Source organism: Mycolicibacterium bacteremicum (assembly GCF_002086115.1).
In the GTDB taxonomy this organism is placed as follows: Bacteria; Actinomycetota; Actinomycetes; order Mycobacteriales; family Mycobacteriaceae; genus Mycobacterium; species Mycobacterium bacteremicum.
This window is the reverse complement of sequence record NZ_MVHJ01000012.1, coordinates 1-22,271: the sequence shown is the minus strand read 5'-3', so window position 1 is coordinate 22,271 and position 22,271 is coordinate 1. Positions and strand designations below refer to the sequence as shown.

General features: G+C 71.1%; 18 protein-coding genes. 7 read left to right on the top strand and 11 right to left on the bottom strand.

Annotated features, from left to right (window positions below):
- The first annotated feature begins 10 nt into the window (after positions 1–10).
- Positions 11–703: a deoxyribose-phosphate aldolase gene (gene deoC / locus BST17_RS15715; protein WP_109750160.1), complete on the top strand. Its 693-nt coding sequence runs from the start codon at positions 11–13 to the stop codon at positions 701–703.
- On the opposite strand, the gene BST17_RS15710 is transcribed toward deoC, so the two are convergent.
- Positions 692–1,129 (bottom strand): MerR family transcriptional regulator, encoded by a 438-nt coding sequence (locus tag BST17_RS15710; RefSeq protein ID WP_083059637.1) that lies wholly within the window; start codon positions 1,127–1,129, stop codon positions 692–694. The two genes, deoC and BST17_RS15710, sit on opposite strands and share 12 nt — an antisense overlap.
- Before the next feature lie 45 nt (positions 1,130–1,174).
- Between BST17_RS15710 and BST17_RS15705 the strand changes: the two genes are divergently transcribed.
- Entirely contained in the window at positions 1,175–1,777 is a 603-nt protein-coding gene (locus BST17_RS15705) for a class I SAM-dependent methyltransferase (protein ID WP_083059635.1), read from the top strand.
- Between the two features lie 11 nt (positions 1,778–1,788).
- On the opposite strand, the gene BST17_RS15700 is transcribed toward BST17_RS15705, so the two are convergent.
- The 4 genes from BST17_RS15700 to BST17_RS15685 are packed head-to-tail and all read right to left on the bottom strand — an operon-like array spanning position 1,789 to position 6,063.
- On the bottom strand, positions 1,789–2,889 hold the full coding sequence (locus BST17_RS15700; RefSeq protein WP_083059633.1) for a glycerate kinase: 1,101 nt from the start codon (positions 2,887–2,889) through the stop codon (positions 1,789–1,791).
- A complete protein-coding gene (locus BST17_RS15695) occupies positions 2,886–3,716 on the bottom strand; it encodes a sugar phosphate isomerase/epimerase family protein (protein WP_083059632.1) in 831 nt (276 codons plus the stop codon). Before BST17_RS15695 ends, BST17_RS15700 begins: the two co-directional genes overlap by 4 nt.
- The gene (locus tag BST17_RS15690) at positions 3,713–4,894 is read right to left on the bottom strand and encodes a dihydrodipicolinate synthase family protein (RefSeq protein ID WP_083059864.1); all 1,182 of its coding nucleotides are present in this window, start codon (positions 4,892–4,894) and stop codon (positions 3,713–3,715) included. Before BST17_RS15690 ends, BST17_RS15695 begins: the two co-directional genes overlap by 4 nt.
- Positions 4,895–4,896: 2 nt before the next feature.
- Positions 4,897–6,063: a Gfo/Idh/MocA family protein gene (locus tag BST17_RS15685; RefSeq protein WP_083059630.1), complete on the bottom strand. Its 1,167-nt coding sequence runs from the start codon at positions 6,061–6,063 to the stop codon at positions 4,897–4,899.
- Between the two features lie 169 nt (positions 6,064–6,232).
- On the opposite strand from BST17_RS15685, the gene BST17_RS15680 reads away from it, so the two are divergent.
- From BST17_RS15680 to BST17_RS15665, 4 genes are all read left to right on the top strand, one after another.
- Positions 6,233–7,264, top strand: coding sequence for a LacI family DNA-binding transcriptional regulator (locus BST17_RS15680; protein ID WP_083059629.1), 1,032 nt, complete (start codon positions 6,233–6,235; stop codon positions 7,262–7,264).
- Between the two features lie 131 nt (positions 7,265–7,395).
- The gene (locus BST17_RS15675) at positions 7,396–8,280 is read left to right on the top strand and encodes an ABC transporter permease (protein ID WP_083059627.1); all 885 of its coding nucleotides are present in this window, start codon (positions 7,396–7,398) and stop codon (positions 8,278–8,280) included.
- Between the two features lie 26 nt (positions 8,281–8,306).
- A complete protein-coding gene (locus BST17_RS15670; RefSeq protein WP_083059626.1) occupies positions 8,307–9,353 on the top strand; it encodes an ABC transporter substrate-binding protein in 1,047 nt (348 codons plus the stop codon).
- Between the two features lie 13 nt (positions 9,354–9,366).
- Positions 9,367–10,179, top strand: coding sequence for an ABC transporter ATP-binding protein (locus BST17_RS15665; protein ID WP_083059624.1), 813 nt, complete (start codon positions 9,367–9,369; stop codon positions 10,177–10,179).
- Between the two features lie 40 nt (positions 10,180–10,219).
- Here the strand turns inward: BST17_RS15665 and BST17_RS15660 are convergent, their stop codons facing one another.
- Positions 10,220–10,789, bottom strand: a complete 570-nt coding sequence (locus BST17_RS15660) for a dihydrofolate reductase family protein (RefSeq protein WP_083059862.1) — start codon at positions 10,787–10,789, stop codon at positions 10,220–10,222.
- 128 nt (positions 10,790–10,917) lie between these two features.
- Here BST17_RS15660 and BST17_RS15655 point away from each other — a divergent pair, with 128 nt between their 5' ends.
- Entirely contained in the window at positions 10,918–11,865 is a 948-nt protein-coding gene (locus BST17_RS15655) for an alpha/beta hydrolase (protein WP_083059860.1), read from the top strand.
- A 62-nt stretch (positions 11,866–11,927) separates the two neighbouring features.
- Here the strand turns inward: BST17_RS15655 and BST17_RS15650 are convergent, their stop codons facing one another.
- From BST17_RS15650 to infB, 5 genes are all read right to left on the bottom strand, one after another.
- Positions 11,928–13,244, bottom strand: coding sequence for an MATE family efflux transporter (locus BST17_RS15650; RefSeq protein ID WP_083059622.1), 1,317 nt, complete (start codon positions 13,242–13,244; stop codon positions 11,928–11,930).
- Complete coding sequence (locus BST17_RS15645; RefSeq protein ID WP_083059621.1) at positions 13,237–14,235, bottom strand: DHH family phosphoesterase; 999 nt, start codon at positions 14,233–14,235, stop codon at positions 13,237–13,239. Before BST17_RS15645 ends, BST17_RS15650 begins: the two co-directional genes overlap by 8 nt.
- Positions 14,236–14,404: 169 nt before the next feature.
- A complete protein-coding gene (locus tag BST17_RS29870; RefSeq protein ID WP_165762287.1) occupies positions 14,405–19,015 on the bottom strand; it encodes a hypothetical protein in 4,611 nt (1,536 codons plus the stop codon).
- A gap of 288 nt (positions 19,016–19,303) precedes the next feature.
- The gene (gene rbfA, locus BST17_RS15635; protein WP_083059619.1) at positions 19,304–19,771 is read right to left on the bottom strand and encodes a 30S ribosome-binding factor RbfA; all 468 of its coding nucleotides are present in this window, start codon (positions 19,769–19,771) and stop codon (positions 19,304–19,306) included.
- Between the two features lie 2 nt (positions 19,772–19,773).
- A partial coding sequence (gene infB, locus BST17_RS15630; protein ID WP_109750167.1) for a translation initiation factor IF-2 occupies positions 19,774–22,271 on the bottom strand: 2,498 nt, incomplete at its 5' end.

The window sequence follows — 22,271 nt, the reverse complement described above, 5'->3', positions numbered from 1 at the left end:
CGAAGGAAACATGAGCACCCCTACCGCACCCACCGCTGCCGATATCGCCGCGATGATCGACCACACGCTGCTCAAACCGGAGGCCACCGCCGCCGACGTCGCCGCGCTGGTGGCCGAGGCCGCCGAACTGAGCACCTACTCGGTCTGCGTCTCCCCGTCGATGCTGCCGATCACCGTGCCCGACAATCTGAAAGTGGCGGTGGTGTGCGGTTTTCCGAGCGGTAAGCACACCTCGGCGGTGAAGGCGGCCGAGGCCGCCGAGGCCATCGGCCACGGCGCCGACGAGATCGACATGGTGATCGATGTCGGCGCCGCCAAGGCGGGCGACTTCGACGCCGTCCACGCCGACATCACCGCGGTGCGCGCCGCCGCGCCCGCACCGGTGGTGCTCAAGGTGATCATCGAGTCCGCGGCGCTCACCGACGACGAGATCATCGGGGTGTGCCGGGCCGCGGTCGACGCCGGAGCCGATTTCGTCAAGACCTCCACCGGATTTCACCCGACCGGCGGCGCCAGCGTGCACGCCGTCGAGTTGATGCACCGCACCGTGTCCGGGGCGGGCCTGCAGGTGAAGGCCTCCGGCGGGGTTCGCACCCTGGCGCAGGCCCGCGAGATGATCGCCGCCGGAGCGACCCGCCTCGGGGTGTCCGGGTCGCGGGCGCTGCTGACCGCGGGAGACCAGGGGTCTGGCTCAGGGTACTGAGTCGTCGCGGTGTTCGGCGGCCAGCGCCGCCACGCTGTCGCCGTCGACGAGGCGGTCCAGCGCGCCCATCATCGTCGGGCAGTCCTGAGCGGGGTGATCGCTCGGGCAGTTCATCGCGTGGGTCAGGAACTGCTGGGCGTCGCGGGCCCGCGCGATCACCTCGTCTAGGTGGGTGATCTGGTCGCGCACCGCGGCGCGCCAGCGGTCGGCCGGCTCGTCGAGTACCGCGGCGGCGGTATCCAGCGGCAACCCCAGCTGATGCACGATCTTGAGGAACGCCAACCGTCGCAACTCGACCGGTCCGTACATGCGCCGACCGGCGTGGCGCTGCCGCGGGCGCACCAATCCGCGCTCGTCGTAATAGCGCAAGGCGGACGTGCGCATCTGTAGTCTGGCCGCCGCCGCACCGATGGGGATCAGGTCCATCTCGACATTTGACTTCAAGCCGGCTTGAACCGGCAAGGTCGTGGCATGAGTGAGGACGCACCAGCGGTCAACCATCACGCCGAACACCCCGGATTCGCCGGTCCGACCGGCGCGGTGTTCGGGTTGCTATTCCTGCTGACCGGCAAACGTAATGCCCAGGTGGCAGTGCGAGCCGCCCGGGTCGAGGCCGGTGACCACGTGGTGGATATCGGTTGTGGTCCCGGCACGGCCGCCCGGCGGGCGGCCCGGTGTGGCGCCCGCGTCAGCGGGATCGACCCGTCATCGGTGATGTTGAGGCTGGCACGGGCTGCCACGCGTGGGCGTGCGGGCATTGTCTGGGCGCAGGGCTGCGCCGAGGCGCTGCCGGTTCCCGACGGCGCCGCCACCGTGGTCTGGGCGCTATCGACCGTGCACCATTGGCACGATGTGACGCGGGGGCTGGCCGAGGCCGTCCGCGTGCTTGCGCACGGCGGCCGGCTGCTGGCCGTGGAGCGGGTGTCACCGCCGGGTGCCACCGGCGTTGCCGGTCACGGCTGGACCACGGCGCAGGCCGAGGCGTTCGCCGACCACTGCCGGGCCGCCGGACTTATCGAAGTGACCGTGCGCGAACAGGATTCACGGTGGACAGTATTGGCCCGCCGGCCGTGATCGGTCGGATGTCAGCGGTCGGATCGGCGGGCGACAGCCGATCCGGCGGCGTACAGCCAGCGCCGCGGATCCGCCATCGCGGCATCCGGGGAGCCGGCCAACTCCGACAGCGAGACCGTCGGTACACCGGCGCCGGCGCTGACCTGGCCGGCCACCACCACCGCCGGTACCCCGGCCTGCCCGGCAGCGGCCAGCAGATGCCCGACCAGCTTGCCCGTCCAGGAGGTGCCGTCGAATCGGCCCTCCCCGGTGAGCAGCAGGTCCGCCCGGGCCAGTTGGCTTTTTAGCCCGGTGATGGACGCGATGCGCTCCGATCCCGAGACCGCGCGGGCACCCCAGGCCATCAGCCCGAAACCCACCCCGCCGGCCGCACCGGCACCCGGACTGTCCGGATCGGCGTGCAGGCCGGCTGCTCGTAGTACCCGGCACCAGCGCAGCAGCCCGTCATCCAGCCGCGCGACATCGGCGGGCCGCGCGCCCTTCTGCGGCCCGAACACCGCTGCCGCACCCCGTGGGCCGGCCAGCGGTGCCGCGGTGTCGACCAGGATCTCGACGCCGCCGGGTGGTAACGGCGCCAGCCCGTCCACCTCGACCCGGTCAACCTCGCGCAGCCCGTGGGCACCCGCACCGACCGGCACTCCGTGGCGATCGAATGCCTTGAGCCCTAGGGCCATCAGTGCGCCGGCCCCACCGTCGGTGCTTGCCGAACCGCCGAGGCCGACCTGAATGGACCGGACGCCTTCGCGCAGCGCGGCGTCGATCACCTGCCCGAGGCCGCGGCTGTCGGCCCGCCAGGGATCCAGTCGCGGCATCAGGGCGATACCGGAGGACTCGGCGAGCTCCACCAGCGCGCGGGGCTGCGGACCGCCGGCGTCGAGCAACCATCGGGCCAGTACCGGGCGGCCGTCGGGGCCGTCCACCACCGTCTGGCGCCAGCGCCATGCAGCCGAGGCGGCGACCGCGCTCAGTGTGCCCTCACCGCCGTCGGCCTGCGGCAATGTGCTGATGTCATCGTTGCCGCGCACCGCCTTCCAGCCCGCGGCCAGCGCCTCGGCGACCTCGATCGCCGTCGCGGTGCCCTTGAACGAGTCCGGCGCGATCAGGATTCTCACAGCGCGGGCAGCACCAGGTCGCGGTATCGACTCTTCATCGTCTCCAGCACGGCGTGCCCGTCGGTGGCCCACACCGCCTCGTTGAAGATCTCGACCTCAACGTCTCCGGCGTATCCGGCGGCCGACACCAGGGCGGTGATGGCCCCGAAGTCGATGACACCGTCGCCCATCATGCCGCGCGAGACCAACGGGTCCGGTGTCATCGGGACCAGCCAGTCACAGATCTGGTAGGAGCTGATCCGCCCCTGCGCCCCGGCATCGGCAACCCGTTGTGCGAGTTCGGGATCCCACCAGACGTGGAAGGTGTCGACGACGACGCCGACCGCCTCGGCGGGGTGCGGCGCGGCCAGTTCCAGCGCCTGCCCCAGGGTGGAGATCACCGCGCGGTCGGCGCAGAACATCGGGTGCAGCGGTTCCAGGGCCAGCCGTACGTCCCGCTGCGCGGCATACGGCACCAGCGTCGCGATCCGGTCGGCGAGGCGGGCCCGGGCGCCGGTCAGATCCCGGTCCGGCACCCCACCGGCCACCAGCACCAGTTCGCGCGCGCCCAGGGTTGCCGCCTCGTCGATGGCGCGACGGTTGTCCGCCAACGCCGCCTCACCATCGTCGAGGCCGGTGAGAAAGCCGCCCCGGCACAGGCTGGACACCCGCAGGCCGTTGTCGCGGACCAGTTTCGCCGCCTCGTCGACCCCGGTCTCGGCGACCCGGTCCCGCCAGAGGCCGATGGCCGGCAGACCCGCGGCCGCTGTGCCCTCGACGGCCTGGCGCAGCGTCCAGGATTTGGTCGTCATGGTGTTCAGCGACAGCCGACCGAAGGGATCGGTCATCGCGCGATTCCGTTCAGCGCCAGGTAGGTCCGCATCCGGTCGGCGGCCAGCTGCGGATCGTCGAGCAGACCGGCCCGGTCGGCGAGCACGAACAGCTCGCACAGGTGCCCGACCGAGCGGCCTGCGGTCAGACCGTTGACCATCGTGAAGCCGGGCTGATGCCCGTTGAGCCAGGACAGGAAGGCGATACCGGTCTTGTAGTAGTAGGTCGGTGCGGCGAAGATGTGCCGACCCAACGCCCGGGTCGATTCCAGGATGTCGTGTGCCGCGGCCGTATTGCCGGCATCGAGTTCCTGCAGCGCCGTGGAGGCCGCCGGGTAGATGGCGGCGAAGATTCCCAGCAGGGCATCGGAATGGCCGTCCTCGTCACCGATGATGAGCTCCGGATAGTTGAAATCGTCACCGGTGTAGAGCCGCACGCCGGCGGGCAGGGCGCGGCGCAGCGCCACCTCGTGGGCCGCGTCGAGCAGCGAGACCTTCACGCCGTCGATCTTGTCGGCGTGGGAGCCCAGCAGTTCGCGGAAGGTGGCGGTGGCCGCGTCGATGTCGGTGTCGCCCCAGTATCCGCGCAACGCGGGGTCGAACATCGCGCCCAGCCAGTGCAGGATGACCGGCCGGTCGACCTCGGTGAGCAGCGTGCCGTAGACCGCGAGGTAGTCCGCAGGCGACTGCGCGACACGGGCCAGCGCCCGCGAGGCCATCAAGATGACCTCGGCCCCGGCGTCGCGGACGACCTCGATCTGCTCGCGGTAGGCGTCGGCGACGACGGTCAGTCCGGCCGAACCACCTGGGAGGTGGTCCAGGTCGAGCTGATCGGTACCGGCGCCGCAGGCCAGCCGGCCGCCCACGGTGGCGGCCGCACGGCCGCTGCGGGCGATCAGTTCCCTGGTGGCGGCCCAATCCAGACCCATGCCGCGCTGGGCGGTGTCCATCGCCTCGGCGACTCCGAGCCCGTAGGACCACAGCTCGTGCCGGTAGGCCATGGTGACGTCCCAGTCCAGCTGCGCCGGCGCGCCGGGGGTGCAATCGGCATCGATGGCCGGCACCACATGGGCTGCGGCATAGGCGATCCGGGAGGTGATGGGCGCGGTGGGCCGGCGCCAGGCGGCCGGACCGGTGAGCTCATGGGATCCGTACCCGGGCAGGTTGAGCACCACCCCGGTGCCCGCGCTCGTCACCGTCACAGCACGATCTCCGGCACGCTCAGGCGGCGACCCTCGGCCGAACTCTGCAGACCCAGTTCGGCCAGCTGCACACCGCGCGCGGCCGAGAGCAGACCGAACCGGTGCGGGCGGCCGGCCAGCACATCGCGCAGGTACTCCTCCCACTGCAGCTTGAACCCGTTGTCCAGATCGGCGTTGGCCGGCACCTCCAGCCACTGGTCGCGGAACTTCTCGGTGACCGGCAGGTCCGGGTTCCACACCGGCTTGGGGGTGTGCGCGCGCTGTTGGGCCACGCACTGCCGCAGACCGGCGACCGCCGAACCGTGCGTACCGTCGATCTGGAATTCCACCAGTTCGTCGCGGTGCACCCGGACCGCCCAGGACGAGTTGATCTGGGCGATGACACCACCCTCGATCTCGAAGATGCCGTAGGCGGCGTCATCGGCGGTGGCCTCGTAGGCCTTGCCCTGCTCGTCCCACCGGGTGGGGATGTGGGTGACGGTGCGTGCGGTCACGGCTTCGACGGTGCCGAGCAGGCCCTCCATCACGTAGTTCCAGTGGCAGAACATGTCGACGGTGATCCCGCCGCCGTCCTGGGAGCGGTAGTTCCAGCTGGGCCGCTGGGCGGGCTGATGATCACCCTCGAAGACCCAGTAGCCGAACTCGCCGCGCATCGACAGGATGCGGCCGAAGAAGCCCTCGTCGACGAGCCGGCGCAGCTTCACCAGCCCGGGCAGGTACAGCTTGTCGTGCACCACGCCGGCCACCACTCCGGCGTTCTCCGCCATGCGTGCCAGTTCGATTGCCTCGGTGAGGGTTTCGGCGGTCGGCTTCTCGGTGTAGACATGCTTGCCCGCCTTGATGGCGGTGGAGAGGGCCTCCATGCGCCGCGAGGTGACCTGCGCGTCGAAATAGACGTCCACCGTCGGATCGGCGATCACGGAGGCGACATCGGTGGTCCAGGACTCGATTCCGTGCTCGGCGGCCAGGTCGGCGAGCTTGTCGGCGTTGCGGCCCACCAGGATGGGTTCGATGCCCACCCGGGTGCCGTCCTCGAGCAGCAACCCCGAGTCGCGCAACGGGAGGATCGAACGCAGCAGGTGCTGCCGATAGCCCATCCGCCCGGTGACACCGTTCATCGCGATGCGCACGGTGCGGCGGCCGGTCGATTCAGCTGAAGACATGTGCAGATTCCTTGTCTGAGGAGACTGTGAAAGGGGTGCGGACCCGACGCCACGGCCGAACTCGCCAGGCGGGCGACGGCGGCGTCTGCACTTCGGAATGCGCTTTCCAAGGTAAGCTGTCGGGACGCTCCGGTCAACCCCGGGGTCCGGCGGCAAAGGGCGGGACGGCATGGCGGCGGTGACTCTGCAGGACGTGGCGATGCGTGCGGGTGTATCGCAGGCGACGGCATCACGGGTGCTCAACGGTTCCAATCGAGTCCCCGGCGAGGGCGTGGCCGACAGAGTGCGTACGGCCGCACGCGAATTGGGCTATGTGCCCAATGCCCAGGCCCAGGCCCTGGCCCGGGCGTCCACCGGCCTGCTCGGACTGATCGTGCACGATATCGCCGACCCGTACTTCTCCTCGATCGCCCGCGGGGTGCAGGCCGCCGCGCGGGCCGCCCGCAAGCAGGTGCTGCTGGCCGGCACCGATCGCGACTTCGACATCGAGCGAGAGGCGGTCAGCACGTTCATCGCCCACCGCGCCGATGCCATCGTGCTGGCCGGATCGCGGCAGAGCGGTGACCTCGACCGTGAACTGGAAGCCGAGTTCGGCCGCTACCGCGCCAACGGCGGCCGGGTGGTGGTGATCGGGCAGCCACTAGCCTTCGGCGGCGCCGTCGAACCCGAAAACCACTTTGCCTCAGCAGAATTGGCGGATGCCCTGGTGGCCGCCGGGCACCGGCAGTTCGCGGTGATCGGTGGCCCGGGCAACATCCGGACCTCGGTGGACCGCCGCAACGGTTTCGTCGAGGCGCTCGGCAGACATGGGCTGACACCGTTGGTGGAGGTCTCCGGCGACTTCGATCGCGACGGTGGCCACTCGGCCGCCCGCCGGCTGGCCGCCGCCCTGGAACTGCAACCCGGCGCCGCGGCGCCGCCGGTCTGCGTCTTCGCGGTCACCGACGTGATGGCCATCGGCGCCATCGCCGCGTGGCGGGAGTTGGGCCTGAGCGTCCCGCGCGATATCTGCGTGGCCGGGTTCGACGATATCCCGACCCTGCGCGACCACACCCCCAGCCTCACCACGGTGGTGCTACCGCTGGAGGAGATCGGTTCCCGCGCAGTCGATCTGGCACTGCGCAATCATGACGATGCCGATGATCTGCGCGAGCGGATCCCGGGGCGGATCGTGCTGCGCGACAGCACCAAACTGAGTTGATTCTCAGTTAGGGGCGACGCGCGCCACGACGCGGTTGACAGTGTGCGCCACGTCACGTTAGTGTCGGAATTGCTTCGGAAAGCGCATTCCCAACGGGTCACCCCCGTTCACTGCGAACTAGAGGACATTCCATGGCGGTAACCGCATCGGCCCGCGTCCAGTCACCGGACCCCGGCACGCGGGCAGAATCCACCAGAAAGCCCGCCCGGGCGCGCGGGTCATTCTCACCACGACGCACCCTGGCCAACACCTGGCGCCCGATCGTGCTGGTACTCGCACTGCTGGCCGGCTGGTGGGCAGTCACCGAGGCCGAACTGGTCGCGCCCTACATCCTGCCCTCCCCGGCCGACACCTGGGCGGCCACCCAGCAGAACGCCGCCTACCTGGCTGCCAACACCTGGGTGACCACCTGGGAAACCGTGATCGGCTTCATCATCGCCGCAGTCGTCGGCGTCTTCGTCGCGGTCATGATGATCTACTCCACCAGCTTCGAGAAGACCGTCTACCCGCTGATCCTGTTCGCCCAGGTGATCCCGAAAATCGCGATCGCGCCGCTGTTCATCGTCTGGCTGGGCTTCGGCCCCTCCCCCAAGATCCTGGTCGCCGTGCTGATGGCGTTCTTCCCCATCGTGATCTCCGGACTGGCCGGACTGCGCTCGGTGGACCCCGAGATCCTGGAGCTGACCTCCACCATGGGCGCCAGCCGATTCAAGACCTTCATGAAGGTCCGCTTCCCCGCCTCGCTGCCGCAGCTGATGTCCGGCCTGAAGGTCGCCGCCACGCTGGCGGTCACCGGTGCGGTGGTCGGCGAATTCGTGGGCGCCAATGAGGGTCTGGGTTATGTGATCCTGCAGGCCAACGGAAGCCTGGATACCGCAATGCTTTTCGCCGCCCTGATCATCATGTCGATTCTCGGGATCGTGCTCTTCGCGATCATCGAGATCGCCGAGAAGCTGCTCATCCCCTGGCACGCCTCCCGGCGTACCTCCACCTCCGCCTCGACCGCGGCCGTCTGACCCCACCCCTGAAACAGGAGACCCGAATGTTTTCACTCAATCGCCGCGCCGCCGGCGCGATCGCCGCGACCACCGCCATGCTCACCCTCGCAGCCTGCGGCGGTGGCGGTGCGGGCCAGAACAATTCGGCCGCCGAGGGCGGCGAGGGCAGCACCCCGGTGACGCTAATGCTCAACTGGTACCCCTACGGCGAACATGCCCCGCTCTACCACGGGGTCAAAGAGGGCATCTTCGCCAAGCACGGTATCGACCTGACCATCGACCCGGGCCAGGGTTCGACCCGCACCGCTCAGGCGGTCGGCGGCAAGCAGGTCGACTTCGGCTGGTCGGACACCGCCGCGGTGTTGAGCAACATCGACCAGGGCGTCGACATCAAGAGCGTCGGGGTGTTCCTGCAGACCACGCCGTCGGCGGTGCAGGTGTTCGCCGACTCCGGGATCGAGGAGCCCGCCGACCTGGCCGGGCGCACCATCGCCGTGTCCGCCGGCGATGCCCCCACCACCACCTTCCCGATGTTCCTGGCCGATGTCGGTCTGGAGCCGGGCGCGGTGCAGGAGCAGAACCTGGACTCGGCCGGCAAGATGGCCGCACTGATGGCCGGCCGCGTCGACGGACTGATCGGGTTCGCCCACGACCAGGGCCCCACCATCGCCAACAAGAGCGGCCGCGAGATGCGCTACTTCCGCTACTCCGACGCCGGGCTGAACTTCTACAGCAACGGGCTGATCACCCACAACTCCACCATCGGTGACAATCCGGAGCTGGTGCAGTCGATGCTCGACGCGGTCAGCGAGTCCTACGAGGCGGCCAAGAACGATCCCGAGGCCGCGGCCAAGGCCATGGTCGGCGTCGATCCGCAGACCCCGCCGGAGAACGTGCTGCTGCAGCAGTGGCAGGAGACCATCCCGCTGCTGAACACCCCGGCCACCACCGGCAAGGTTCCCGGCACCAACGCCGAGCAGGACTGGACCTCGACCATCGCCACCCTGAACGAGGCCGGCCTGCTCAAGACCAACAAGGCCCCGGCCGACTACTGGGCATCGTCGTTCGTGCCCGCCGCCGCGGGACAATAGGGAGCGCCCGATCATGACCTCCGCAACGATCACCGCACCGAGGACCACCGTGACCTCAGACGCCATCTCCATCGACAAGCTGACCGTCACGTTCTCCTCGAAGCGGTCCACCGTGACCGCCGTCGACAACGTCGACCTGTCGGTCGCCGAAGGGGAATTCGTCTCCATCGCCGGGCCCTCGGGCTGCGGCAAGTCGACCCTGCTGAAGGTGGTGGCCGGCCTCACCAACGCCACCTCCGGAGACGTCCGGCTGCGCGGTAAGCAGGTCAAGGGGCCGCAGCGCGAGATCGGGTACGTCTTCCAGCGGGCCGCGCTGCTGGAATGGCGTTCGGTACGGCGCAACATCCTGCTGCAGGCCGAGATGCGGGGCATGCCCCGCAAGGAGGCGCAGTCGCGCTGCGACTACCTGATCGAGATGACCGGGCTCAGCGGATTCGAGAACGCGCTGCCCCACGAGCTCTCCGGCGGTATGCAGCAACGTGTCTCGCTGTGCCGGGCGCTGCTGCACCAGCCCGGCGTGCTGCTGATGGACGAGCCCTTCGGCGCACTGGACGCACTGACCCGCGAGAAGATGAACGTCGAACTGCACCGGATCTGGCGGGAGACCGGCACCACGGTGGTGCTGGTGACGCACTCGGTGGCCGAGGCGGTGTACCTGGCCAACCGCGTCGTGGTGATGAGCCCCCGGCCGGGTCGCATTATCGAGACCCTCGACGTCGACCTGCCCGCCGAACGGCAGTACGCCGAGACCATGGAACGTCCGGAGTTCATCAAGGTGGCCAACCGGGTGCGTGATCTGCTGGGCAGCACCAGCGCCGCAGACTGACGATCCCCTCCCCGCCGCCCCTCCCCGACGCCCGACGTGCTCAGCGCGTCGGGCGTTCGAGTATCCGGCCCCAGCGCACCAGCACCACGCCGCAGGGAAAACGCATCGGTGCGGCGGCCGGGGCGAAACCGGAGATCGCCGCGCCGTCGGGGAACAACCGGCGACCCCCGCCCTGCACGAACGGATAGCTGAACAGCCGGAACTCGTCCACCAGATCGGCGGCGATCAGGGCGTGGCACAGCGTGATGCTGCCGGTGACCACGATGTCGCCCCCGTCGGTCGCCTTGAGCGCACGGACCTGCTCGACCGGGTCGCCGGCCAGCACGGTGGAGTTCTGCCAGGCCGGGTCGGTCATGGTGGCGGACACCACATACTTGTGCACCGTGTTCAGGTAATCGGTCACGCCGGTGCTGTCGTCGCGCTGCGCGGGCCAGAAGCCGCGGAAGTCCTCGAAGGTCTGCCGTCCCAGCAGCACCGCATCCGCCGTGGCGTCCTGTCGGTGCAGTTCAGCGGTCAATTCCCCGTCCTGAGCCTGCGGGTCGAACCAGTCCGCCAGCATCTCGATCGAACCGTCCAGGGTGATGTTCTGCGTGATGATCAGTGAGCGCATACCCATACCGACCGTTCGCCGACAGAGAACTCATCGGCGTAACGAAATGTGCTCACACGACGACGTATTGAGCGATGAACGATGCGCGCCTCGGGGGGCTCGCCCTGATCAAGGACGGGAAGATCTCGATGAAGAACGTGTCCACACCCACCCGCCGGCTGCTGACCGGCCTGCTCAGCGCGCTACTGCTGGTCGGGCTGATCCAACCGGGCACCGCCTCGGCGTTCTCGCGCCCCGGCCTGCCGGTCGAGACGTTGATGGTTCCCTCGGCCGCCATGGGTCGCGACATCCCGGTCCGTTTCCAGGGCGGCGGCCCGCGCGCGGTGTATCTGCTCGACGGCCTGCGCGCCCGCGACGACAACAGCGGCTGGGACATCGAGACCGCGGCGTTCGAGACCTTTTTCGAATCCGGTGTCTCGGTCGTCATGCCGGTCGGCGGCATGTCGAGCTTCTACACCAACTGGCAGGGGCCCGCGGTCGGCAACGGCCAGACCTACAACTACCAGTGGGAGACCTTCCTGACCTCCGAGCTGCCGAACTACCTGGCCGCCAACAAGGGCATCTCGCCGAGCGGCAACGCCGTTGTCGGCCTGTCGATGTCGGGCAGTGCGGCGCTGACCATGGCCGCCTACCACCCCGGCCAGTTCAGCTACGCGGCCTCGCTGTCGGGCTATCTGAACCTGTCGCAGGGCCTGTGGCCGCTGCTGGTCACCTTCGCCATGGCCGACGCCGGCGGGTTCAACGCGGTCAACATGTGGGGCCTGGGGGGCGGCCCGGCCTGGCGACGCAACGACCCGACTGTCAACGTCGGCAAGCTGGTCGCCAACGGCACCCGGATCTGGGTGTACTGCGGTACCGGCCGGCCCGGTGAGCTCGGCGGCGGCGGTGACGTGGCCGGGCAGGTACTGGAGACCATCACGCTGGACAGCAACAAGAACTTCCAGCGCCAGTACGAGAGCGCGGGCGGCGCCAACGGCACCTTCAACTTCCCGCCCAACGGCACGCACGGCTGGGGCTACTGGGGCGGCCAGCTCAACGCCATGAAGGGCGACATCCAGCGCACGCTGGGAGCCTGAGCAGCCATCGACACCGCGGTGCGGGCGTGCACGTACCAGTGGCACGCGCCCGCACCGCGGCGTCAGCGGGTGGTGCCGGCCACCAGCCAGCGGCCCGAGAGGGTGCGCCAGCCGACGAACACCAGCCGCAGCACCATGAACAACGACAGCCCCGACCAGATGCCGGCCAGGCCCCATCCGAAGACCAGCGACAGCCAGATCAGCGGCAGGAAGCCGATGAGCGCGCTGCACACGGTGGCATTGCGCATGAACCGGGCATCCCCGGCGCCCAGCAGCACCCCGTCGAGCGCGAAGACGATTCCGGCGACGACGAGCTGGCCGACCAGGAACCACCAGGGCACGCCGATCTGATCGAGCACCGCCCGGTCGGTGGTGAACAGCCGCGGGATCACCTGCGAACCGGCGGCGAAGAGTAGCGCGAAGACCGCCGCGGCCGCGGTGGAGAAGACGGTGACGCGGGTGGCCACCGACTTCGCGTGGGTCAACTGTCCGCCGCCCAGCGCCGCGCCGACCAGTGACTGGGCGGCGATCGCCAGCGAATCCAGCACCAGGGCAAGGAAACTCCACAGCTGCAGCACCACCTGGTGGGCGGCCACCGATGCCGCGCCGAACCGGGCGGCCACCGCCGCCGCGGACACGAAGCAGGCCTGGAACGCCAGCGAACGCACCAGTAGGTCGCGGCCCATCGACAACTGGGCGCCGAGCACCCGGGGTTCTGCGCGCAGCGGCACCTTCTCGGCCAGCAGTGCACGGCAGAACAGCAGCGCCGCCAGCCATTGCCCGACCAGGTTCGCCACCGCCGACCCTGCGAGTTCCCATCGCGGCAAGCCGAGCCAACCGAACACCAGCAGCGGGCACAGTACCGCCGACACGGCGAACCCGAACACCACATAACGCAGCGGTCGGACGGTGTCCTGCACACCGCGCATCCAGCCGTTGCCCGCCAACGAGATCAGCAGTGCCGGAGCGCCGCAGATCGCGATCCGCAACCATGGCAGTGTCTCGGCCGCCAGATCACCGCCGTCGGCGAGCACCGCGAGCAGGGGGTGGGCGAAGACCTGCACCACCGCCACGATCAGCAGCCCCAGCCCGACGGCCAGCCAGGTGGCCTGCACACCCTCACGCACCGCGTCGGCCCGATCGCCGGCACCGAAGAAGCGTGCCGAGCGCGCGGTCGTGCCGTAGGACAGGAACGTCCCCTGCGAGGCGACCAGCGAGATCACCAGTCCGCCGATGGCCAGGCCGGCCAGGCTCAGGGCGCCCAACCGTCCCACCACCGCCAGGTCGAACAACAGGTAAAGGGGTTCGGCGGCAAGCACTCCCAGTGCGGGCAGCGCCAGCCCGGCGATGCGCCGGGCGGTGACCGGCTCGTCAGCCAAGAGCGGCCTGCAGGGCTGCGATCACGTCGCCGGCCGTACCGGTCGCCGAGTATCCGGCCGCCTTGCGGTGCCCACCGCCACCGAAACCGCCGGCCACCGCCGAGACGTCGAAGGACTTCGAACGCATCGACACCGACCAGTGCCGCGGCTCGATCTCCTTGAACACCGCCGCGACCTCGGCCTGGGCGGTGGTGCGCACGATGTCGACGATGCTCTCCACCTCCTCGGGGCGCGCCATGGCCCATTCCTGGTGGTCGACGACGGCATACACCAGCCCGCGCCCGGCGGCGGCGTCGTCGACCAGCCGGGCCGAACCCAGCACTCGCGACAACATCGGCAGCCATGCGAACGGGTGGGTGTCCATCAGGTCACGACTGATCGCGGCGTTGTCCACCCCGATCTCGAGCAGCCGGGAGGCCAGTCGGTGTGCCCGGGCGCTGGCCCACCGGAACGACCCGGTGTCGGTGGTCAACCCGGCGTACAGGCAGTGCGCCACCGGTTCGTCGATCGGCTTGTCCCACGCGTCCATTAGGTCGGCGACCAGCATGGTGGTCGAATCCGCTTTGGGATCCACGAAGTTCGCGGTCCCGAAGAGCGTGTTGGATGCGTGGTGGTCGATCACCAGGACCGCCCGCGCACCGAGAGCGAGCTCGCTGAGACTGCCGAGCCGGTGCACCGACGGGATGTCGACGGTGACGACCAGGTCCGGGTCGCGACGCACCTCGCCCGGCGCGACGAGCAGGTGCACACCGGGCAGGGTGGCCAGCGATTCGGGCAGGTCGTCCGGGGCGGCGAAGCTGACCTGGACATCCTTGCCCGCCGCCGCAGCCACCTGCGCCAGCGCCAGTCCGGCACCGACGGTGTCGGCGTCGGGATAGACGTGCGCGATGATGACGATGGTGTCGGCGCGGCTCAGCACGGCAGCGGCCCCGTCCGCGTCGACGCGGGAGCCCACGGTGGCCGTGTCAGTCATCGGATCGATCGCCGTCATCGTTGTCCTCGGTGTCAGTACGCCTCTGTTCCCCCGTCACCCCCACCTCCGTGACCACGGTACGGGTCCGTGCCCGATGCCGGCACCGGTACCCACCCGGACCGCAAAGGTCCCGCACACTCGGCGTGTGCGGGACCTCTGGTTGGTCCGAGGGCGCTGTGGCCCCGGATTACGTGGTGGGCGCCCCGGGTTGACCGTTGATTCCGGGGGTGCCGTCGGCCTGACCAGCACCGCCGGCGCCGCCCGGCCCGCCGGTGCCGCCGGTGTTGATCGATGCGCCACCCACCCCGCCGGCACCGCCGGCACCGGTGAGGACGGCGCTGACGTAGGTGCTGCCGGCTCCACCGTCGCCGCCGTCGCCGCCCGTGCCGCTGACGCCGTTGCTGTGCCGGATGCTCGCCACACCACCGGCGCCACCGCTGCCGCCGACGGCCCCGCCCGTTCCCGCGGCACCACCGGCGCCGCCGTCACCGCCGGTCGCGGCCCCGGCACGGGTCACGAACCCGCTGCCCGCCGCGCGGACCTGACCCTGTCCGCCGGCACCACCGGCGCCACTGTCACCCGCGCCGCCGGCACCGCCGATGGCATCGGCGTCGATGATCGCGCCGCCCCCGGTGGCCTCCACCGATGCGGCACCGCCCACACCACCGAGGCCGCCGGCGGCCCCGGTGACACCGGATGCACCGGCGATCGCCGAGCTGTCGGTGATCGACCCCGTGGCGGTGTTCAGGCTCGCCGCCGCGCCGGCGACCGCACCGACCCCCGCGGAACCGCTGGCGACGCCGCCGGTAATGGCATCGTTGGTCTGCCGTGCGGTGATGCTGGAGCCACCGCCGCTGCCGCCGGTAACGCCGTTCGCGCCGTCCCCGCCCGCCCCACCGGTGGCGACGCCCTGGGCGATGCTGTTCAGGCCGGCCCCCGAGCTCTGCCCCGAACCGATGACGGCTTGGCCGCCCGCCCCGCCCGTGGCGCCGACACCGCTGCCGCCCGCACCGGCGGTGACGATGCCACCGGCCGTGGACCCGTTGCCCTGCGCGGTGATCTGCGCCCGCGCACCTGCCCCGCCGGTGCCACCCGCGGAGCCCGCACCCCCGGCGCCACCGAAGGCGCTGCCGGTCGCAGTGGACCCGGTGCCGGAGGCGATCACAGTGGCGAATCCACCGGCACCGCCCCGGCCCCCGGTCGTCGCAGCACCGCCGGCACCACCGATCGCGGTACCGGTCGCCTCGGTGTCGGCCCCGATACCCGCGGTGAGGCCGGTCTGCACGGTGCCGTTGGCCCCGGCACCACCGACGCTGCCGGCACCGTCTGCGGTGCCACCGGCACCGCCTGTCGCCGTGCCCGCCGCCGTGCTGCCCGCACGCTGCGCGATGACCGCACCGTTGCCGCCGGCCCCGCCAGTACCGCCGTTGCTGCCGGCACCGCCGTCGCCACCGGCCGCCACCGCACCGAGGACGGCGCCGCCGGCGGTGGCCGACACGGTGGCCGTTCCCCCGGCCCCGCCGGTCCCGCCGGCCGCATCTCCGCTGCCGGCGTCACCACCGGTCGCCGCCGCGTCGGTGACCGAACTGCCGCTGCCCACGGCGCTGACGGTGGCGCTGCCCCCGGCGGCGGTGGCACTGTTGGCGCCACCGACCGCGTCGCTGTCGGCGATGGTGCCACCATCGGCCGCGTTGACCGTGGCATTGCCGCCCAGCCCACCGGCTCCACCGTCGGCGCCCGTCGCACTGCTGTCGACGACCGTGCCGTTGACCGCGGTGATCTGGGCGATCCCGCCGTTGAGGACGGTCGCATCGCCACCGACGGCGCTGCTGCCGGTGATGACGCCCGCGCTGCCGGGCACGCCGAACGTGCCGGCGAAGACGTAGGCCTGCCCGCCGAGGGCCGTCGCATGGTTGGCTCCGTCGGTGGCGTCGCCGCCTGCCCCGCCGGTGGCGGTGTTGTCGGTGGCGATGCTGCCGGTCGCGTTCGCGACGATCCGGCCCTGCCCACCGGTGCCGCCACGACCACCGGCCGCGGCCGCACCGCCGTCGCCACCGGTGGCGGTGCCGCCGGCCGCACTGTTGATCCCGAAGGCCTGGATGTTGCCGATGGTGCCGTTGCCGCCGACGCTGCCGGCCCCGGTCGCGTCACCACCGTCGCCGCTGCGGCCGGTGCCGGTGGCGGTCGCTCCGGCGGCGAAGGCGCCCACCTGCCCGGCGCTGCCGTTGCCGCCGATGCCGCCGGCCAGACCGCTGCCGCCGCTACCGCCGATCCCCTGACCGCCGGCCACGGCACCGATCCCGCCGGCCACCACGCTGCCGGTGCCGCCGTTGCCGCCGGTTCCCCCACCGGTGGCGTCGCCGCCCGCACCGCCGGTTCCGGCACCGGTGGCGGTGCCGTCGTTGCCGCCGATGTCGGGCCGGACGAAACCGGCCTGTACATTGCCGCTGCCACCGTTTCCGCCGACGCTGCCGGCCCCGGTCGCGTCACCGCCGGCACCGCCGGAACCCGTGCCGGACGCAAAGCCGCCGGTTCCGCCCTGCAGACCGGCGGTGACCTCGGAGTAGCCACCCTTACCGCCGGTGCCACCGTCGATACCGGCGCCGCCGGCACCGCCGGTGGCGGTGCCGGTCACCACGCCACCCGGGCCGGCGGCAACGACGGCCGCGCCACCGGCACCGCCCGTGCCCGTCCCGGTGGCCGACCCGCCCGTGCCGCCGGTGGCGACCGCGGAGCTCACATTGCTGCCCGCCCCGTCGGCCCGGACGGCGGCATCACCGCCGGTCCCGCCGACACCGGCGGCCGCGTCGGCGCCGGCACCACCGGCACCACCGAGCGCGGTGCTCGCGGCGACGACACCGGTGTTGGTGGCGCGCACCGTCGCACCGCCGCCACCGCCACCGCCGCCACCACCAAGACCGGCTGCGGTTGCCGTCGCGGCGCCCCCGGCACCCCCGGCGCCCCCCGCTCCGCCGAGGGCGCCGGGCCCGAAACTGCCACCGGTGCCGCCCGTTCCGCCGGCACCACCGGCGCCGAATCCGGCGTCGGTGTTGACCACGAACAACAACCGGCCGCTGCCACCGGTACCACCGGCGCCACCGCGGCCGCCCGCACCGCCGGCGCCGGCGGCCACCGTCTCGGAGCCGGCGAAGCCGGTACCGCCTCGACCGCCGCGACCGCCGACACCGGCCAGTCCGCCGAGTCCGATGATCAGGCTTGCAGTGCCACCGTTGCCGCCGACACCACCCATGCCACCCGGACCGGCCGCCGAAACAGCGGTTCCGGCAACACCTTCGGCTCCCGCACCACCGGCGCCACCGGCGCCACCGTTACCGAACAACGACAGCGCACCGACATTGCCGCCGCGACCGCCGGCACCACCGATGCCGGCCACGTCGAGGGCCTCGCCACCGGCACCACCGGCGCCACCACCGCCGGCGAGGAGTCCCCCGGTGCCGCCCGCGCCGCCCACTCCACCGGTGCCACCGACACCGCCGACACCACCGGTCCCGCCCACACTGATCAGACCGAGCACACCGGCGTCGCCGCCCGCGCCGCCGGCACCGCCGACACCGTCGAGAGCGCCCGTCCCGCCGACACCGCCGGTCCCGGGTGCGGCGAACAGCCCGATCAGTCCGCCGGCACCACCGGTTCCGCCGACTCCGCCGTCCTCACCCGCACCACCTGCGCCGCCGCGGCCACCGGACCCGAAGACCGCCAGCAGACCGGCGTTGCCACCGTTGCCACCCGCACCGCCGGTGCCGGTCGCGACGTCCACCCCCGCGCCACCGGTGCCGCCGGTTCCGAAGAACAGTCCGCCGGAGCCCCCGTCGCCACCGCGGCCGCTGTTGAACAGGACGACACCGGCTCCGCCGGCACCGCCGTTACCGAACCATCCGGCCGACCCGCCGTTGCCGCCGTTGAAACCGCCCCCGCCGTTGCCCAGCACACCGCTGTTGCCACCGGTACAGATCACCGCGACACAGGTGGCCGCCGTCCACGTGTAACCGTTACCGATCAGCAGTCCGCCGTTGGGATGTGCAGCCGTACCGTTGCCGATGAGCAGCACCTGCCCGATCCAGACCTGGAACGGTGCCGGCGACGAACCTGCCAGCACCGGCACCGCGGCGGCATCGACCAATCCCAGTGGCGCCTCGTCGGCGGTGTCGGTGGTCGCGGCACGGCGGGCCGGGTTCGGCACCGCGGCCACCACCACGGGGTCGGTGACCTCCCCGGCCGCCTGCTCGAGTTCGATCGTTGGGCTGGTGTTTCCCGGCACCGACGGCGTCGGTACCGCGCGAGCCTGCCGCGCGCCGGCTCGCTTTTCGGCCTGCGCCAGTGCGATGTCCGCGGCGTCGGGTTCGTCACCGTCCTGGTCGTCGGCCAGTTCGTCATCCTTCGGGCCGGCGTCGGGCAGGCGGCCGCCCGCCGGGGTGCCGCTGCTCGGCGCGCCTGCCGACGCCGTCGGCCTCTCCGACGCGTCACCGGCAGCGTTCCCGTCACCCGGAGCTTCGGCGCCGCCGGGCGCAGGGTCCGCCGAGGAGGAACCCGCGCCGCCCGAGGTCGCGCCACCTCCGGTGGGATCAGCCAGCGCTGTGGGCGCCCAGCCGGTGATCGCCGCGCCGATTCCCAGCGCGACCGCCAGCGCGCCCACCCGTCCGATGTAGTTCGCCGGGCTCGGCGTCGCCCTGACCTGCGCATGTTTTGCCCCGGAGCGGCGTGGTCGTGCATTTCGTCCGTCGGGGCGGCGTGCGGCCGCCTCTTCGAGATCGATTTCCGGCAGGCCGAACGGACTCATCAGCAATCCCCCAGATCGCTAGAAAGTGCTTGAACTTGCACTTATGTCCGGCAGCGTGCCGAACTAGCGAAGGACTCTATACACCAGATAACGGCCGATTCGGCAAAATCGACATTTCCGGAAAACTGATGACCGATTTTGCCACTTATTTGCTGTAACGTCAGGGCGGCGACGTTGCCTGCACCCATCCGGCGAAGCGACGCCGAGCATCACCGGCACGACAAGACAACGCTTCCCGCCTCGAACGGTGTCGAAGCGGGAAGCGTTGTCGTCAGATGTGGTGCGTTTTCAGTCCGAACGAGGGTCGTCGTCCTCGTCGTCATCGTCGCGCGGGACCCGGTACGGGTCGGCGTCGCCTGCCGGCACCGCACCCTCGCGGATACGGGCCAGATCGGCGTCGGCCTCGCGCGCCTTGGCCAGCAGCGCCTCCATGTGCGCCGAGACCTCGGGCACCTTGTCGAGCACGAAGGACAGCGTCGGGGTGAAGCGCACACCGGTGGCGGCACCGACCTTGCTGCGCAGAATGCCCCGCGCCCGGTCCAGCGCCGCAGCGGCCGCGTCGAAATCGGGTTCGTCCTGCAACGTCGCCCCGCGAACCGTGTAGTACACGGTGGCGTCATGCAGGTCCCCGGTGACCTTCGTGTCCGTGACGGTCACGAAGGCCAGCGGGGGATCCTTGATCTCGAACTCGATGGCTGACGCCACGACCGTGCCGATGCGCTTGGCCAGCCGGCGTGCGCGTGCTGGATCAGCCATCGCTAGGTCCGCGCCTTCTCGACCAGCTCGTAGGTCTCGATGACGTCGCCTTCCTTGATGTCGGAGTACGTCAGCGTCAGACCGCATTCGTAACCCTCGCGCACCTCGGTGGCGTCATCCTTCTCCCGCTTGAGCGAGGAGATGGTGAGGTTCTCGGCGACCACGACGTTGTCACGCAGCAGGCGGGCCTTGGCGTTACGCCGCATGATGCCCGACTGCACGAGGCAACCCGCGATGTTGCCGACCTTCGAGCTGCGGAAGATGGCGCGGATCTCGGCGCGGCCGAGCTCCTTCTCCTCGTAGACCGGCTTGAGCATGCCCTTGAGGGCGCTCTCGATCTCATCGATGGCCTGGTAGATGATCGAGTAGTACCGGATCTCCACCCCGTCGCGGTTGGCCAACTCGGTGGCCTTGCCCTCGGCGCGCACGTTGAAGCCGATGATGATGGCGTCCGAGGCCGAGGCCAGGTTGACGTTGGTCTCGGTGACGCCACCGACACCGCGGTCGATGACGCGCAGCTGCACCTCGTCGTCGATCTCGATGTTCATCAAGGCCTCTTCCAGCGCCTCGACGGTACCGGCGTTGTCGCCCTTCAGGATCAGGTTCAGCTGGCTGGTTTCCTTCAGCGCCGAATCCAGGTCCTCCAGGCTGATCCGCTTGCGGCTGCGCGCGGCCAGGGCGTTGCGCTTGCGCGCGCTGCGCCGGTCGGCGATCTGGCGGGCGATGCGGTCCTCGTCGACGACCAGCAGGTTGTCACCGGCACCGGGCACCGACGTGAAGCCGATGACCTGCACCGGACGCGAGGGCAGTGCCTCCTCGACGTCCTCGCCGTGCTCGTCGACCATGCGACGGACGCGCCCGTAGGCGTCGCCGGCCACGATCGAGTCGCCCACCCGCAGGGTGCCGCGCTGGATCAGCACGGTCGCCACCGGGCCGCGACCGCGGTCCAGGTGCGCCTCGATGGCCACACCCTGGGCCTCCATGTCCGGGTTGGCCCGCAGGTCCAGCGCCGCATCCGCGGTCAGCAGGACCGCTTCTTCCAGCGACTGGATGCCGATCCCGTTCTTGGCCGAGATGTCGACGAACATGGTGTCGCCGCCGTAGTCCTCGGCCACCAGGTTGTACTCGGTGAGCTGAGCCCGGATCTTCTGCGGATCCGCACCCTCCTTGTCGATCTTGTTGACCGCCACCACGATCGGCACATCGGCGGCCTGGGCGTGGTTGATCGCCTCGACCGTCTGCGGCATCACGCCGTCGTCGGCGGCGACCACCAGGATCGCGATATCGGTGGCCTTCGCGCCGCGGGCACGCATGGCGGTGAACGCCTCGTGACCGGGGGTGTCGATGAAGGTGATGAGTCGCTCGGCACCGTCGTGCTCGACGGCGACCTGGTAGGCACCGATGTGCTGGGTGATACCGCCGGCCTCGCCCTCGCGGACATTGGCCTTGCGGATGGTGTCCAGCAGGCGGGTCTTGCCGTGGTCGACGTGACCCATGACGGTGACCACCGGCGGGCGGGACTCAAGGTCCTCCTCGGTGCCCTCGTCCTCGCCGTAGGTGAGGTCGAAGGATTCGAGCAGCTCGCGGTCCTCGTCCTCCGGGGACACGACCTGCACGACGTAGTTCATCTCGCTGCCCAGCAGCTCGAGGGTCTCATCCCCCACCGACTGGGTGGCGGTCACCATCTCGCCGAGGTTGAACAGCGCCTGCACCAGCGCGGCCGGGTTGGCGTTGATCTTGTCGGCGAAATCGCTCAGCGAGGCACCGCGGGCCAGCCGGATGGTCTCGCCGTTGCCGTGCGGCAACCGCACACCACCGACGACCGGGGCCTGCATGTTCTCGTATTCGGCCCTTTTCGCGCGCTTGCTCTTACGGCCACGACGCGGAGCGCCACCGGGACGACCGAAGGCACCTGCGGCACCGCCGCGCTGGCCGGGACGGCCACCGCCGCCGCCACCACCGGGACGACCACGGAAACCGCCGGCCGCACCGCCGCCGCCACCGGCGCCTGCTCCGGCGCCGCCACCGCGGTAGTTACCGCCGCCGCCACCGCCGGGACGACCACCGGGCGCAGGACGACCGCCGGGTCCGGGACGCGGACCGCCGGGACGGCCGGTCGCACCGGGACGGGCACCGGGCGGGCGGGGCGGCATGTTGCCGGGTGAGGCAGCACCGGGGCGCGGCGCACCCGGACGCGGACCACCGGGGCCGGGACCCGGACGGGGTCCGCCGGGACCGGCGGCCGGCCGCGGAGCCGGCCGTTCGACCGGTGCCTGCGATGAGAACGGGTTGTTACCGACCCGCGGCGCGCGCGGAGCGGGCTTGGGGCCCGGACGCGGACCGGGACGCGCGTCGGACGGTGCGGCCGAGGCGGCCGGCGCCGCGGGGGCGGCCGGGGCAGCCGGAGCTGCGGGCGCCGCCGGAGCCGGACCGGGCCGGGGACCCGGACGCTGTGCCGCGGGCGCCGGGGTCGACGCTGCCGGGGCCTCCGGGGCGGCCG